This window comes from Gammaproteobacteria bacterium, assembly GCA_016199745.1.
Lineage (GTDB): Bacteria > Pseudomonadota > Gammaproteobacteria > Acidiferrobacterales > Sulfurifustaceae > JACQFZ01.
The window spans coordinates 136959-151657 of the sequence record JACQFZ010000050.1; the positions used below are offsets into that span (position 1 = coordinate 136959).

At 57.3% G+C, this 14699-nt stretch carries 14 protein-coding genes; 8 read left to right on the forward strand and 6 right to left on the reverse strand.

Annotated elements, in window-relative coordinates; all coding sequences use genetic code 11:
- Window positions 1-206 precede the first annotated feature (206 nt).
- Window positions 207-1187, forward strand: coding sequence for a CoA ester lyase (locus HY308_13725; GenBank protein MBI3899339.1), 981 nt, complete (start codon window positions 207-209; stop codon window positions 1185-1187).
- Between the two features lie 164 nt (window positions 1188-1351).
- Entirely contained in the window at window positions 1352-3022 is a 1671-nt protein-coding gene (locus HY308_13730; GenBank protein MBI3899340.1) for a SulP family inorganic anion transporter, read from the forward strand.
- A gap of 82 nt (window positions 3023-3104) precedes the next feature.
- Here the strand turns inward: HY308_13730 and pabB are convergent, their stop codons facing one another.
- The 3 genes from pabB to folD form a co-directional block, all read right to left on the reverse strand.
- Window positions 3105-4469, reverse strand: coding sequence for an aminodeoxychorismate synthase component I (pabB, locus tag HY308_13735; protein ID MBI3899341.1), 1365 nt, complete (start codon window positions 4467-4469; stop codon window positions 3105-3107).
- Between the two features lie 141 nt (window positions 4470-4610).
- Window positions 4611-6251, reverse strand: coding sequence for an electron transfer flavoprotein-ubiquinone oxidoreductase (locus HY308_13740; protein MBI3899342.1), 1641 nt, complete (start codon window positions 6249-6251; stop codon window positions 4611-4613).
- Between the two features lie 128 nt (window positions 6252-6379).
- Window positions 6380-7261, reverse strand: a complete 882-nt coding sequence (gene folD, locus HY308_13745) for a bifunctional methylenetetrahydrofolate dehydrogenase/methenyltetrahydrofolate cyclohydrolase FolD (protein MBI3899343.1) — start codon at window positions 7259-7261, stop codon at window positions 6380-6382.
- Window positions 7262-7587: 326 nt separating this feature from the next.
- Between folD and HY308_13750 the strand changes: the two genes are divergently transcribed.
- The 6 genes from HY308_13750 to HY308_13775 all read left to right on the forward strand — a co-directional run bounded on the left by HY308_13750 (window position 7588) and on the right by HY308_13775 (window position 13770).
- Window positions 7588-9162, forward strand: coding sequence for a trimethylamine methyltransferase family protein (locus HY308_13750; GenBank protein ID MBI3899344.1), 1575 nt, complete (start codon window positions 7588-7590; stop codon window positions 9160-9162).
- Window positions 9163-9317: 155 nt separating this feature from the next.
- Window positions 9318-10205 carry a DMT family transporter gene (locus HY308_13755; protein ID MBI3899345.1) on the forward strand — a complete coding sequence of 296 codons (888 nt, stop codon included), beginning with the start codon at window positions 9318-9320 and terminating at the stop codon, window positions 10203-10205.
- An 804-nt stretch (window positions 10206-11009) separates the two neighbouring features.
- The gene (locus HY308_13760) at window positions 11010-12077 is read left to right on the forward strand and encodes a haloacid dehalogenase-like hydrolase (protein ID MBI3899346.1); all 1068 of its coding nucleotides are present in this window, start codon (window positions 11010-11012) and stop codon (window positions 12075-12077) included.
- 87 nt (window positions 12078-12164) lie between these two features.
- Window positions 12165-12419, forward strand: a complete 255-nt coding sequence (locus tag HY308_13765; protein MBI3899347.1) for a diguanylate cyclase — start codon at window positions 12165-12167, stop codon at window positions 12417-12419.
- Window positions 12420-13185: 766 nt separating this feature from the next.
- On the forward strand, window positions 13186-13467 hold the full coding sequence (locus tag HY308_13770; GenBank protein MBI3899348.1) for a type II toxin-antitoxin system RelE/ParE family toxin: 282 nt from the start codon (window positions 13186-13188) through the stop codon (window positions 13465-13467).
- A 12-nt stretch (window positions 13468-13479) separates the two neighbouring features.
- A complete protein-coding gene (locus HY308_13775; GenBank protein ID MBI3899349.1) occupies window positions 13480-13770 on the forward strand; it encodes a HigA family addiction module antidote protein in 291 nt (96 codons plus the stop codon).
- A 15-nt stretch (window positions 13771-13785) separates the two neighbouring features.
- Here HY308_13775 and HY308_13780 read toward each other — a convergent pair whose 3' ends face one another.
- From HY308_13780 to HY308_13790, 3 genes are read right to left on the reverse strand one after another with little or no spacing between them, the layout of a single operon-like run.
- Window positions 13786-14046, reverse strand: coding sequence for a type II toxin-antitoxin system RelE/ParE family toxin (locus tag HY308_13780; protein MBI3899350.1), 261 nt, complete (start codon window positions 14044-14046; stop codon window positions 13786-13788).
- The gene (locus HY308_13785; protein MBI3899351.1) at window positions 14036-14185 is read right to left on the reverse strand and encodes a hypothetical protein; all 150 of its coding nucleotides are present in this window, start codon (window positions 14183-14185) and stop codon (window positions 14036-14038) included. Before HY308_13785 ends, HY308_13780 begins: the two co-directional genes overlap by 11 nt.
- On the reverse strand, window positions 14178-14408 hold the full coding sequence (locus tag HY308_13790) for a hypothetical protein (GenBank protein ID MBI3899352.1): 231 nt from the start codon (window positions 14406-14408) through the stop codon (window positions 14178-14180). The genes HY308_13785 and HY308_13790 overlap by 8 nt, the downstream gene beginning before the upstream one ends.
- Between the last annotated feature and the right edge of the window lie 291 nt (window positions 14409-14699).

The following is a 14699-nucleotide window of genomic DNA, read 5'->3' on the forward strand; positions in this document are numbered from 1 at the left end:
GAGCCCCGCTGCATCACACTAGGCTCCCCTCCCCCCTTGCGGGGGAGGGGAAGGGGGAGAGGGGTAATCGTATTCATTCTTCCCCCTCTCCCCTGTCCCCTCCTCCGCAAGGGGGGAGGGGGACGCTTTAGATAAAGCGGTGATTCAACAAAACCACTCAGCTATCCCATCGAGCAATCATCGAACACTTTCAGAAAGGACAAGCCATGAGCTTTACCAACATCGAACAAGCCACCCCCCGCCTTCACCGCTCCGAACTAGCCGTTCCCGGCTCCAACACTAGCCTGTTCGAGAAAGCGGCGAAATCAGCCGCCGATATTATTTTTCTCGATTGCGAAGACGCCGTGGCGCCCGACGACAAAGAGCAAGCGCGCAAGAACATCATTCAAGGCCTGAACGACATCGATTGGGGCACGAAGACGATGATGGTCCGCATCAACGGCCTCGATACGCATTACATGTATCGGGACGTGGTCGACATCGTCGAAGCCTGCCCGCGGCTCGACATGATTTTGATTCCGAAGGCCGGCGTCGCCGCCGACGTCTACGCCGTCGACATGATGGTGACGCAGATCGAAACTGCGAAGCGCCGCAGCAAGCGCATCGGCTTCGAAGTGCTGATCGAAACCGCCCTCGGCATGGCCAACGTCGACGCGATCGCGCAGTCGAGCAAGCGCTTGGAAGCGATGTCGTTTGGCGTCGCCGACTACGCCGCGTCGACCCGCGCACGCACCACCGTCATCGGCGGCGTCAATAAAGATTCCGGTGTGCTCACCGACAAAGACGAAAACGGCCATCGCGATTATTACTGGACCGATCAATGGCACGCCGCGCAAACGCGCATGCTGGTCGCGTGCCGCGCTTACGGCTTGCGGCCGATCGATGGCCCGTTCGGTGACTTCAGTGATCCCGACGGCTATCTCGCGGCAGCAAATCGCGCGGCGGTGTTGGGCTACGAAGGCAAGTGGGCGATCCATCCGTCGCAGATCGAGCTCGCCAACAAGGTGTACACGCCGACCGAAGCGGAAGTGAAGAAAGCACGGCGCATCATGGAAGCAATGGCGCAAGCCGCCAAAGAAGGCAAAGGTGCGGTGTCACTGGATGGCCGCTTGATCGACCTCGCCAGCATTCGCATGGTGGAAGCACTGTTGAAAAAAGCCGACGCGATCGAAGCCGCGCGGCGCTAAACCTTGCTGCCACTCGGCATGCGAAATTTTTATACCACCATTCCGCGTTGTAATACCTAGTCCATCATTACGTTCCTTCTCTCGAGAGAAGGAACGAATGATGTTTCAGGTTACTATTCCTCTTACCCCGCCCTGTTACCGCGGGCAGAGGATGTAACCCGTCGATGAATTGGCGCCGCTTCTTTCCGTTCCTTAATTGGTCACAACCTACCGCTGATTCATTACGCAAAGATGCTTGGGCCGGCATCAGCGTCGGTCTCGTCGTCATTCCGCAATCGCTCGCCTACGCCACGCTCGCCGGCATGCCGCCGGTCACCGGACTCTATGCGGCATTGCTGCCGTGCATCGTTGGAATACTTTGGGGTTCGTCGCCGCTGCTCGCCGCAGGACCTGTGGCGCTCACCAGCCTGCTGACGTTCGCCGCGCTCCAGCCACTAGCCACACCGGCAAGCGCCGATTGGGTATCGCTGGCAATTTGGCTGGCGATCTATGCCGGCGTCATCCAACTATTACTCGGCTCACTACGCCTCGGATTGATCGCCAACTTCGTCGCGTTTCCCGTGATCTCCGGCTTCATTAACGCCGCCGCGTTGATCATCATCTTGTCGCAACTGCCGGCGCTGCTCGGTTTACCGACCGATATCAACGTCACGTGGCCTAGCCGTGCGGCCGATATGGCGCGGCAGATGCCGCAAGAAATTCTGCAGAACGCTGCCTTCGGCGTAACGGCGCTGGTGTCGCTCATTTTGTTGAAACGTTTGTTGCCGCGGCTTCCGGGTGTGCTGTTGGTTTGCATCGCCGCTATTGTCGTCAGCGACATGATCGGCTTCGCCGACAGCGGCGGCGCCGTTATCGGCGCAATCCCCAGCGGCTTCCCAGAAATAGGTCGGATCCCGGCGATCGGCTGGGCGCTGCATCGTGCCCTATTGCCGGCCGCGGTCATCATCGCGCTCATCAGCTTCACCGAAGCCATGGCCAGCTGCAAAACCCTGGCACGCCAACGCGGTGAGCAATGGAACGTCGATCAAGAATTGATCGGCCAAGGGCTGGCGAAAATTGCCAGCGGCGCGAGCGGTGCGTTCCCGGTGAGCGGCTCGTTCTCGCGTTCGGCGCTCAACGCTTACGCCGGCGCGGTCGGCGGTTGGTCAAGCTTGTTCACGACCGCGTGCGTGTTGATATGTTTGCTGTGGGCTACCGACTACCTGTATCACCTGCCGCGTGCGGTAATAGCAGCCGTCATTATCGTACCGACATTGAACCTGCTCGACTTCGCTGTCTTCCGAAAGCTGTGGCGCACCTCACGCGACGATGGCGGCGTTGCCATCGCCACGTTTGCAGTGACATTGTTCTCGGTGCCGTACCTCCACGTCGGCGTATTTACCGGCTTTACCGTATCGATGCTGTGCTTCTTGTATCGCCGCGCACGTCCGCGTCTGCTCGAAGTCGGCGTACATCGCGACGGTACGTTGCGCGATCGCGCCGTGCACAACTTGCCACCGCTCGCGTCCGAGGTCCTCGCGATTCGTATGGATGCCGCAATCACGTACATCAGCGCACCGGTACTCGAACGTTACGTCATCGAGCGCACGCAACAAACGGCTGACATACGCACGGTGTTGTTATGTAGCTCACCGGCGAACGACATCGATGCGACCGGCATCGAGACGTTGCGGCAATTGCATCGTTATCTCGATAACCGTGGAATCGCCTTGCGGTTCTCGGGCGTAAAGAAGCAGGTTCGAGAGATGATGGAGAAAGACGGGTTAGCGCAACAGCTGGGTACAGCGGCGTTCTTTTCGACCGATCGCGAGGCGATTGAGGCGTTGGCGCGTTAACAGCACTCCCGGGGGAGAGGGGGAATAATAAGCCCCCTCTCTCCTGTCCTCTCTCCCGCAAGGGGAGAGAGGAACGCTTCGATTACGGCTGCAACAACGCCACCAACGCCGCCGCCTTATCGATCGTCTCTTGATACTCCGAGTCTTCCACCGAATCGGCCACCAACCCACCGCCTGCCCAGAATCGCATTTCGCCTTGCTGATGCACCATCGTCCGAATGGCAATGTTCGTGTCCATTGCGCCGTCGAAACCGATATAACCGATCGCGCCGCAATAAACGCCGCGGCGTTCGTGTTCTAAGTCTTCGATAATTTCCATCGCCCGAATCTTCGGGGCACCGGTGATCGAGCCGCCCGGAAAACAAGCGCGCAAGACGTCGATCGCTTGCACTTTCGGCGCCAGTCGACCGCTGACCGTACTGACGAGATGATGCACCGTGGCGAAACTTTCGAGCGCGCACAGCGCATCGACGTGCACGCTGCCGTACTCGCAAACCTTGCCGAGATCGTTGCGCAATAGATCGACAATCATGACGTTCTCGGCGCGGTCTTTCGCGCTCGCGAGAAGTTCAGCGGCGATACGTTTATCCACCGCCGGATCGGCATGGCGTGGACGCGTGCCTTTGATCGGCTTCGTTTCGACGACGCCATCGTGAACTTGCAGGAAGCGCTCGGGTGACGCGCTCAGCACTTGCGCATTGGGCGTATTGAGATAGGCCGCGTACGGCGCCGGATTATATGAACGTAACGCGCGATAACCGGCCCAGGGATCGCCGGCAACCGGCGCGGAAAAACGCCGCGCCAAATTAACTTGATAACAATCGCCGGCGGCGATGTAACCGAGCACGCGCCGGAAGGCGGCGCCGTAACCATCGCGATCGAGGGTGGTGTCCAACGGCGCCAACGCACGCAACGCCGTTCGTTGAGGCGGCAACGACGATTGGTGAAATAACGCTGCCAACGATTCGTAACGTTCAGCATCGGTGCCAACCGCGACAAAAGCGCTCCGCTGTGCCACGTGATCGACGACGACCGCCCAGTCGTAAATGCCGACCGCCATCTCGGGCAATTGTCCAACATCGGTGGCAACGGCAGGCAAACGCTCGAACCGGCGGCCGAGATCGTAGGCGAAGTAACCGACCGCACCGCCAACGAAGGGCAACGACGCCATCGGCGTTATCAATCCGTACCGCGTTAACGACTGCTGCAACAACGTCAGCGGATCGTCGAACGATTGCACCACCGTGTCGGCCGAACGAATTTCGGTGGTTACACCGCGCGTCACCAACGTCTCGATGGGATCGGCGACGAGAATGTCGTAACGCCCTTGCGAACTCCATGGCCGACCACTGTCGATGAACATCGACCACGGGCGATCGGCCAATGCCTCGAAGCTATCGGCACTGTCAGGACGGTATGGGAGCTCTATGATGGAAGGTGCACGCATCGGAAGCTTCAGCAGAGACTTCAGCCTAGCACAACACCCACTCGCGACGTTGAGCGGCACGCGTGTACGTCGGAATGATACTCAACGAAAAAACGCGTCGTTCGCTCGAACGACGCGTCCATAATACCGAAACGTCCGGCACTACATATTAGGATAGTTCGGCCCTTCTCCACCCTGCGGCACGACCCAGTTGATGTTCTGCGTCGGATCTTTGATATCGCAAGTTTTACAATGCACACAGTTTTGCGCATTGATCTGCATCCGCGGCGTACCGGCGTCGTTGCGCACAATCTCGTACACGCCGGCCGGGCAATAACGCTGCTCCGGCGCGTCGTACAGCGCAAGGTTGGTGTCGATCGCCACTTCCGGCCGTTTCAACTGCAAATGCACCGGCTGGTTCTCTTCATGATTAGTGCCGGAGAGGAACACCGACGACAAGCGATCGAAGCTGAGCACGCCATCCGGCTTCGGATATTGAATCGGCGTGCACTCCGACGCCTTCTTCAGTTTGGTGTGATCCGGCGTCAGCTTCAGCGTCCACGGCGCCTTGCCGCGGAACACGGTTTGATCGACCCAGAACATGAGCGAACCGACGTGCAGACCTTTGCTCATCCACTGTTTGAAATTGCGCGCCTTGTGCAGCTCTTGATACAGCCAGCTGTTGCGGAACGCTTCGGGGTAATCTTTCAGCTCGTCACGCGCGCGGCCATTGGTCAACGCCGCGAACGCGCTCTCGGCCGCCATCATGCCGGACTTGATCGCCGCATGGCTGCCCTTGATGCGCGAGGCGTTGAGGAAGCCGGCGTCGTCGCCGACCAAGCAACCGCCCGCGAACACAAACTTCGGCAACGCTGCCAAACCGCCGGCGGCGATGGCGCGTGCGCCGTAGGACACACGACGGCCGCCTTCGAGAAACGCGCGAATCTTCGGGTGTAGCTTGTAGCGTTGGAATTCTTCGAACGGCGACAGATACGGATTGCTGTAGCTCAAGCCGACGACCAGGCCGATCGACACCAGGTTCTCGCCGAAGTGGTACAGGAACGAACCGCCGTAGGTATCGGACGGCAACGGCCAGCCGGCGGTGTGAATGACGAGACCGGGCTTGTGATTTTCCGGTTTGATCTCCCACAGCTCTTTGATGCCGATACCGTAGGACTGCGGGCCGGCGCCGTCGCGCAAGCCAAACTTTTGCTCGAGCTGCTTGCCGAGATGGCCGCGGCAACCTTCGGCGAAGAATGTGTACTTCGCGTGCAGCTCCATACCGGGTTGGTAGGCATCGGTCGGCTTGCCGTCTTTGCCGATGCCCATGTCACCGGTGGCGACACCTTTAACCGCGCCGTTCTCGTCGAACAACACTTCGGCGCCGGCAAAGCCGGGGAAAATTTCCACGCCGAGTGCCTCGGCCTGGGTCCCCAGCCAACGCGTCACCATGCCGAGGCTGATGACGTAATTACCTTCGTTGTGGAAACAACCCGGTAGCAACGCGTTCGGAATTTGAAAGCCGCCGGTCTCGCTCAAGATGAGATAACGATCCTCGGTAACAACCGTGTCGAGCGGCGCGCCCTTTTCTTTCCAGTCGGGAATTAATTCGTTCAACGCGCGCGGATCCATCACCGCACCCGACAGAATGTGGGCGCCGATTTCCGAGCCCTTTTCGATCAAGCAGACGCTGATCTCCTGGCTCTTCTCGGCCGCCAACTGCTTCAAGCGAATGGCAGCCGCGAGTCCCGCAGGACCACCGCCGACGATGACGACGTCGTACTCCATCGCTTCACGTTGCACGTTTTCCACTTAACGCCCCCGATTCTGTCTGAAGAAAGAATTAACTTGTGTAGGGTGGGCAACGTTTTTCTGCGCACGTGTTTTCTTACGTCCGCGTGGGCAGAAAAACGCTGCCCACCCTACTTGAACTATGCTTGCTTCGCTTTCGCACCCGCTGCTGCGTTGGCCCCGCGCTCGGCTGAGGCGATCGTATTGCTGACCAACATCGTCACCGTCATCGGCCCAACGCCGCCCGGTACCGGCGTGATGTACGACGCCTTCTCTTTGACGCCGTCGTAGTCCACGTCGCCGGCGAGCTTGCCGTCGGGCAAGCGATTGATACCGACGTCGATCACGACTGCGTCCTTCTTGACCATCTGCGGGATGATCATCTTCGGCCTACCAACGGCGACAACGAGGATGTCAGCCATAATCGTGTACTGTGCGAGGTCGCGGGTTTTGGAATGGCAAATAGAAACGGTCGCGCCCTGCTGCAACAACAACATCGCCATCGGTTTGCCGACGATATTGCTTTGACCGACGACGACGGCATTTTGCCCACGAATGGGGATCTTTTCGTGCTCGAGCATTTTCATGACACCGAACGGCGTGCACGGCGGGAACACGGTGTTGCCGGTCATGAGACTGCCGACGTTGTAGAGATGGAAACCATCGACGTCTTTATCGACGGAAATGGTTTCGAGCACGCGCTGCATGTTGAATTGCGGCGGCAACGGCAGCTGTACCAAGATACCGTGGATCGACGGATCGGCGTTGAGCTGACGGATAAGCGCTTCGACCACTTCCGGCTTGGCGTCGGCGGCGAATTCATGGGCAGTCGACTTGAGACCAACCTCGGTGCAAGCTTTAATCTTATGCGCGACGTATACCTTGGAAGCAGGATCGCTACCGACCAAGATCACTGCCAGGCCAGGCTGAATGCCGCGAGCCTTCAAAGCCGCCACCCGACCCTTACATTCTTCGCGAACATGTTGGGCGATGATCCGCCCGTCGATAACTTTTGCGACCATTCAATAATCTCCGTCTACAACGTGAAAGTGCCGATATGATCGCGAATCCTAGGGTTTCGCGAAGTTTTTGCTCCCCTCCCCCACGACGAGTCCATGCATTTTTGCGACGTCGTCGATGATTCGCGGAATGACCGCTTGCGACGCTGGACCCGTTAGATAATAGTCCGGCGGATTGGCGTGGACACATAACACGATGTCGCAAAGCAGTCAGAAGCTAGAGCGCTCTCTTACCATACTTTGCCGGTGGCGGGGAGCACGTTTTCCGCAATTCCTTCATTATTTCAGACGCATGACGGACGGCCCCGTCCCTCACACCAGGAGATACCATGCAAGACCAGCAGGCTCAACCCCCACGTTCCGCCCGGCGCGCCGGTGGCGGTCGCGAAGCCAAACGTGCCGCTCGATCGGCCCGTTCCACTACCTCGATCCCTTATATCACTCGCAAAATTCCGTACTTCGAGGTACTCGATGAGGAAGGTCTGAGCATCATCGAACGCAACGCCGATACGATTCTCGAAGAGATCGGCATCGAATTCCGCGACGATCCCGAAGCGCTAGAAATCTGGAAAGCCGCCGGCGCCGACGTGAAGGGCGAACGCGTGCGCTTCCCGCACGGCATGTGCCGCCAACTGGTCCAAAAAACCGCGCCGCGCGAGTTCACGCAGCATGCCCGTAACTCCGAACGCACCGTCGTCATCGGCGGCAAGAACACCGTGTTCGCACCGGCGTACGGTTCACCGTTCATTCGCAATCTCGATGAAGGCCGCCGTTACGCCACCATCGAAGACTTCCGCAATTTCGTAAAGCTCGCTTATATGTCGACGTCGCTGCACCATTCTGGCGGCACGATCTGCGAGCCGGTCGACCTGCCGGTGAACAAGCGCCACTTCGATATGGTGTACAGCCATATGAAGTACAGCGACAAACCGTACATGGGCTCGGTCACCGCGCCGGAGCGCGCGCAGGACACGGTCGAAATGACCAAAATCCTGTTCGGCGATAACTACATCGATCCCGCCACCGGCAAGCCGCGCACTTGCATCATCAGCTTGATCAACGCCAACTCGCCGATGACCTTCGACAGCACCATGCTCGGCGCCGCCAAGGTTTACGCACGTAACAACCAAGCGACGATCATCACGCCGTTCATTCTCGCCGGTGCGATGTCGCCGGTGACAGTTGCCGGCACTGCCGCGCAGACGTTCGCCGAAGCGTTGGCCGGTATGGCGTTCGTACAATTGGTCAATCCGGGTGCACCGGTCGTGCTCGGCAGCTTTGCCTCTTCGATCTCGATGCAATCGGGCGCACCGACGTTCGGCACGCCGGAACCGGCGTTGGTGCTGTACGTAATGGCCGCGTTGGCGCGTCGTCTCGGTGTTCCGTTCCGTTCGGGCGGTGGCCTGTGCGCATCGAAGATCCCGGACGCGCAAGCCGCGTACGAAGCCGCCAACACGCTGCTCCCCACCTGCCTCGCCGGCGTCAACTTCGTGTTGCACACCGCCGGTTGGCTCGAAGGCGGTCTGTCGATGGGCTACGAGAAGTTCATCATGGACGTCGACCAAGCCGGCATGGCGCACACGCTGCTCACCGGTGTCGATCTTTCCGAGAACGGCCAAGCACTGGACGCCATCCGCGACGTCGGCCCCGGCAAGCACTTCCTCGGTTGCGCCCACACTCAAGCCAACTTCGAAAGCGCGTTCTATCGTTCGCCGATTGCCGATAACAACAGCTTTGAGCAATGGGAAATCGAAGGCGCGCAAGACATGGCGCAACGCTCCAACACGCTGTGGAAGAGAATGCTGCGCGAGTACGAAGCGCCGGCGCTCGACCCGGCGGTAGACGAAGCATTGCAGGACTACGTCAATCGCCGCAAGGCGGCGTTCCCCGACGCCAATTACTAAGTAATAACGACGTTGCTTTAAAACTCTCATCCCTCCCCCACTTCGCGGGGGAGGGTTTGGGTGAAACAAACTCTGCTAATCTTCCAGCAGAGCCGCACGATACCCAACCCGGACGCGCTCGCAATAAAACGGATAGATCGAGCCAGTTCCCACACGTGACCGACGAGGAACACAGGCAACATCGGCTCGGCGTACTGTTAGTCGCCGTTTCCGCCATCGCCTGGAGCACCGCCGGATTCTTCACGCGGCTGATCCCGCTCGACGCTTGGAGCACACTTTTCTGGCGCGGTCTGTTCGGCGGAATATTTATCGCCGCCTGCGTTCTCTGGTACTACGGCCGCACAACCGTCGACGTACTGCGCCGCTTCGGCTGGGCCGGTTGGACCATCACCGTTCTCGGCGTCATCGCTCAGGTAACATTCATTTGCGCCGTCAAGCTGACGACCGTGGCGAATGTAATGATCATCTACGCCACCGTTCCCTTTATCGCCGCCGTGCTCGCATGGGCCTGGCTCCGCGAAAAAGTAACCGCCCGCACACTGATCACGAGTCTCGTTGCCATCTGCGGTGTTGCCATCATGCTGCGCGGATCGGACTTCGCCGGCGATCTCTGGGGTAACCTTTTAGCGTTCGCCATGACGCTCACCTTCGCCATTACGATGGTGATGATCCGCGCCTATCGGTCCGTGCCGATGCTATTCACGGCCTGCATGTCGAACCTGCTGACGGCGGTTGTCGCGCTACCGCTGGTAACGACGTTCCAGGTTCAGTCGGATCATCTCGGTTACTTAGTGCTCTTCAGTCTGTTCCAAATGAGCGTCGGCTATACCTTCTTCACCGTCGGCTCACGTCTGATCCCGGCGGTGCAAACGGCATTGATCGGCGCGCTAGAAACTCCGCTGGCACCGTTTTGGGTCTGGTTGGCATTCGGCGAAGTACCGTCGACACACTCGCTTATCGGCGGTGCAATCGTCGTGACTGCCGTCATCACCCACGTGCTCGTGGAAAAACGACGGCGCGTAGTGATACCGCCGATCCCTTAGTTATCTTAAACCGCTATGTAGGATGGACTGAGCAAGGCGATGCCCAACTCACCCTATCGCACTCCAAACCAATTTCCTTCTGAACCCAATGGCACTACCTTAAGCAAATATCCCCTCTCCCCGCTTGTGGGGAGAGGGGTGTATGAAACATCGACAGTTTTACCTAACCCCCTCTCCCTAACCCCGGTGGGAGAGGGGTAATACGCCGAACACTTCTAACGCGATCTAGTGTCCTGAGTCATTAATTCGTTAAAGAATCCCCAGACGCTTAACGTTGCGTCTCCCTCTCCCCTTGCGGGAGAGGGAACAAGGGAGAGGGGAAAACTTGTGGTTTTGTAAAGAACGCTTTGACGAATTAACGGATGGGACACCGGCGCCATCCTCGGTCCGTCGCCATAAATTGTGTAATATTGTGCATATTATAAAAAACGTCATAAATACGACGCATTACATCAAGTAAGTCGTCGTTTCTCCTCTAAAGTGGTTTCAAGTTCCCCGTTGGTCTTAGGGGTACTGACCGAAAACCCTGACAACAACCCTACGACTCATTTTGCGGGGGAAATACCGAACATCACGTAGCGCCACGAGATCACCGCTCAAAGCGGAAGCACGTGGCACCGCAAGTCGTCGACCCCGAACGCTTTATCGACGTCGCCAATTCTCAAGTTCGTCACCATTGAACACTGCGGGATTTATCGCGGGGTAAAAAAGAAGTCGCTGTAACCGATGTCGGGAAGTTTCGCGCAGGGATCGCAGTAACAGCCGTAACCGTTACTCAACCCGAAGAAGTCAGAGAGGAAAGCAATGAAACTTTGGCATAAATTGTTAGCAATAACGCTAGCGTTAGGGCTGTCGTCAGCAGCGATGGCGGCAAATCCGCTGCCGCATTGGCCGACCGAAGCAGCGTCGAAACTCAAAGACATGGTTAGCAAACATCGCTTCAAGGGCGACTACGCCGTCTTCGATGCCGATAACACGACCTACCGTTACGATCTCGAAGAGTCGCTGTTGCCGTTCCTCGAGATGAAAGGCGTGCTGACGCGCGACACCATGGACCCGTCGTTGAAGATCATCCCGTTCAAGGATATCGGCGGCAAGCAAGAAACCCTCAACAGCTACTACTATCGCCTGTGCGAAATCGACGACATGGTTTGCTATCCGTGGGTCGCGCAGATCTTCTCCGGCTTCTCGCTGCAACAGCTCAAGGGCTATGTCGACGAGCTGATGGTTTACAACCAGCCGATTCCTATCGAGTACTTCACCGGCGACCAATACACGCAAGGCACGGTCAACCGGCCACAGCTGTATCAGGGCCAACGCGAGCTGTACAACTATCTCATGGCGAACGGCATCGAAGTTTATGTGATGTCCGCCGCGCATGAAGAGTTGGTGCGCATGGTGCTGTCCGATCCGAAGTACGGTTTCAACGTCAAGCCACAGAACGTCATCGGCGTGACGACCATGCTGAAGGATCCGACGACGCTGGCACTCACCACCGCCCGCCTGCAGATCACGAAAGGTACCTACAACGAAGCCGCCAACACCGGCCTAGTCGTGACCCCGTATCTGTGGACGCCGAACACCTGGATGGCCGGTAAATACGCTGCGATCTTGACCTACATCGATCGTTGGAAAATGCCGATCCTGGTCGCCGGTGACACCCCGTCGTCCGATGGTTACATGTTGTTCCATGCGACTGACGTCCAGCACGGTGGTATTCATCTCTGGGTCAATCGCAAAGACAAATACATGACGCAGATCCTCGACATGCAAAAGCAGTTCGCCGCTCGTCAAAAAGAGCTGTGCCTGCCCGTCACTGCCGACAAGAACTGGATCGTAGTCAAGCCGGCGGATATCTATCCGACGCCGTAACGATCGGAAAGCTTTTGTAATTTCGGTAAAGTCGGTAGGCTGGCGCCGTAGTTCGCGTCCAGTCTACCGACCTCTGCGATTTGTGGGATGGGTTGGGCGCAACGATATCCATCACACTCATCATCCTCTCGTCATCGCCTCTGCCCGCTCCTCGCAAACCGCTACGGTTTTCCGCGATTAACCGGCCTGCCCAATCGCAATCTGTTGAAGGACCACACCAAACAGGCGAATGCTCAGGCACAACGCAAGCACGAAAACTTTGCGCCGTTGTTTTTATACCTGGATCGTTTCAAGACAGTCAACAACAGCATGGAACACGTGGCCGGTGAAAGGAAACGCTGAATAATTCATGTAGGGTGGGCAGCGCTTTCCTGCCCACGCGTTTTTTTAAAATCGTCCTTAGAAAGAATCTACCATCCGCCCCGCCACCGCACTTGACGGTGTCCCCCGCATAAACTTCACTCAAAGAAGCCCTCGTTCAGTACCGCCCAGGGAAGGTGACCGCATGCGCAAAAAAGCGTTCCGGCAAATATTGCTTACCTCGTTTGATTCCACCGACAACGCTGCACCTCGGGTTGTTTTATTTCGCCGAACCGAACCTGGTTTCTATTTTTTAGCTCCGTTAACGTTACCCGACGATCGTGACGACAACCCAAGAACACCGAAAACCGGGCTCAAGTAACTGTCCACGGGAAAAAGATCAGCGGTTTCTTAAATCCGTCCCACCCCTTTTTGGCTCGCAAGGAGCGAAAAAATGACCTTCCGGTTCATCGCAGACAGGCAACACCTCCACGCTATCCACAAGATATCCACTGCGACCGACAACGCACGTTTCCTGCGTATCGCCGCCGTATGCGCCGCCTGCAACGGCAACGGTCGCTGCTGGGTGTGTCGTGGCACGGGTGAGAACTGCGGCACTTGCTGGGGAACCGGTAAGTGCTCGCGCTGTAATGGAACCGGAGCATAGTGACAATGGGTATCGTTAGCGCTCAACCCATCCTACGAGCTAACGGGTAACCCCTATTCTTTTTCGATTGTTTGCGGCTCGTTGCGGCGCGGCGTCGACGTTTACGCTTGACGTAAAACGTAAAACTGATAGGCTTTTGCAATGACAATCCGATCGTTTCGCGATCGCGATACCCAAGCACTCTATCAAGGCAAACGGGTCCGGCGCTTCGACGGTTTTGTGGAGCAGGCTGAGCGCCGCCTAGAGCGGTTAGATGCCGTCACTTCCCTGGCTGACCTGGCCGCCTTACGGAGTAACCACTTGGAGACTCTAAAAGGCGATCGCAAAGGCCAGTCCAGTATCCGCATCAATAGGCAGTGGCGGATTTGCTTTGAGTGGCGAGACAACGGCCCGCACAACGTTGAGATTGTGGATTATCACTAACGGGGTTAACCGATGAACAACATGCGCCCTATACACCCTGGCGAGCACCTGCAGGAAGAGATGGACGAGCTCGGGCTGAACGCAAGTCAGGTCGCCGAGGCCTGCGGCGTACCGCCGAACCGCATCACTCAGATTCTCAATGGCGATCGCGGTATCACGGCCGACACAGCGCTGCGGTTCTCTCTCTATTTCGGAACGACGCCCGAGTTTTGGATGAATCTGCAGCAGGCTTACGACCTGCGCGTAACGCGGCGCGATGCCGGAAAGCGCATCAAGCGCGAAGTGCGGGGACGAGCCGCCTAAGCACGATCACACGCCCTAGCCCCGGTACACATCCTTACGGTGATCAACATCGAGGATCCATACCACTAATTTATCCTCGTGGATTTCGTAAACGATGCGATAACTTCCGACCCGTGTCCGAAATGTATTGATCTCGCCGGACAACATAATCGTGTCATTTCCGCGCGGGGTGATCCGCAGGTAATCTAGCTTTTTATCAATGCGAGTCCGAATGTTGGCAGGTAATTTTTCGTACGACTTTTTTGCGTTTTTGCTAAATTTAACTTCATAAGCCATTTTTATTTTTCTCGTCGTCGTTGCGAGGGTGCTTCACGTCGTCCCAGTTGGTTAACGGCATATTTTCTTTCTGCTGTTCCTCTTTCTGCCGTTTGATATCCATCAAGTCCGCGAAGTCTTCCGAACGCCGATCAGTCATTTGCTTCTCCCGATTTGCGAAACTCGTCGATTGTTTTGCGATCCTTCTTGTCTTCTTCTTCCTCCGTTTTCTTGAGGAGGAACTGATACGCGTAGTCTGGGATAACGACGCCCAGCCGATTGCCGGCAGCGTCGACAATGGCTACGTCTTCGTCGATCGGGTTTTGTTCGCGTAAAAGCTCTTCGAGCTTTTCGCCTATCTCGTCTATTTTGATAGTCCGCATGATCACCCTTTTTGAGTACGTCAATTCCTGGGAGCGGCGGCCGATTTGTAGTGGCTCGCCGTTATGAAGGAAGGAGAGTTATTTTAGAAAGAAGGCCGGATTCTAGACAAAATCGAGGTCAGACTGCAATTTCCTTTTTTCAAAATCGGGGTCAGACCCTGAGGTTTCCCCGCATTTCAGCTCTTCGCTGCATAGGCAGACATGGCTTGTGCCGCGAGTGGTGGAATCGCTCGCCACGGCATCAGTTCGCGCAGATAGCGTGGCGGCGCGTCAAGAATTCGCCGACCCAGC

What these genes read in the sequence shown, in the direction of transcription:
- HY308_13725 (MBI3899339.1), top strand. Translation starts at nt 207, where the DNA reads ATGAGCTTTACCAACATCGAACAAGCCACCCCCCGCCTTCACCGCTCC.
- HY308_13730 (MBI3899340.1), top strand. Translation starts at nt 1,352, where the DNA reads ATGAATTGGCGCCGCTTCTTTCCGTTCCTTAATTGGTCACAACCTACC.
- pabB (MBI3899341.1), bottom strand. Translation starts at nt 4,469, where the DNA reads ATGCGTGCACCTTCCATCATAGAGCTCCCATACCGTCCTGACAGTGCC.
- folD (MBI3899343.1), bottom strand. Translation starts at nt 7,261, where the DNA reads ATGGTCGCAAAAGTTATCGACGGGCGGATCATCGCCCAACATGTTCGC.
- HY308_13750 (MBI3899344.1), top strand. Translation starts at nt 7,588, where the DNA reads ATGCAAGACCAGCAGGCTCAACCCCCACGTTCCGCCCGGCGCGCCGGT.
- HY308_13760 (MBI3899346.1), top strand. Translation starts at nt 11,010, where the DNA reads ATGAAACTTTGGCATAAATTGTTAGCAATAACGCTAGCGTTAGGGCTG.
- HY308_13765 (MBI3899347.1), top strand. Translation starts at nt 12,165, where the DNA reads ATGGGTTGGGCGCAACGATATCCATCACACTCATCATCCTCTCGTCAT.
- HY308_13770 (MBI3899348.1), top strand. Translation starts at nt 13,186, where the DNA reads ATGACAATCCGATCGTTTCGCGATCGCGATACCCAAGCACTCTATCAA.
- HY308_13775 (MBI3899349.1), top strand. Translation starts at nt 13,480, where the DNA reads ATGAACAACATGCGCCCTATACACCCTGGCGAGCACCTGCAGGAAGAG.
- HY308_13780 (MBI3899350.1), bottom strand. Translation starts at nt 14,046, where the DNA reads ATGGCTTATGAAGTTAAATTTAGCAAAAACGCAAAAAAGTCGTACGAA.
- HY308_13785 (MBI3899351.1), bottom strand. Translation starts at nt 14,185, where the DNA reads ATGACTGATCGGCGTTCGGAAGACTTCGCGGACTTGATGGATATCAAA.
- HY308_13790 (MBI3899352.1), bottom strand. Translation starts at nt 14,408, where the DNA reads ATGCGGACTATCAAAATAGACGAGATAGGCGAAAAGCTCGAAGAGCTT.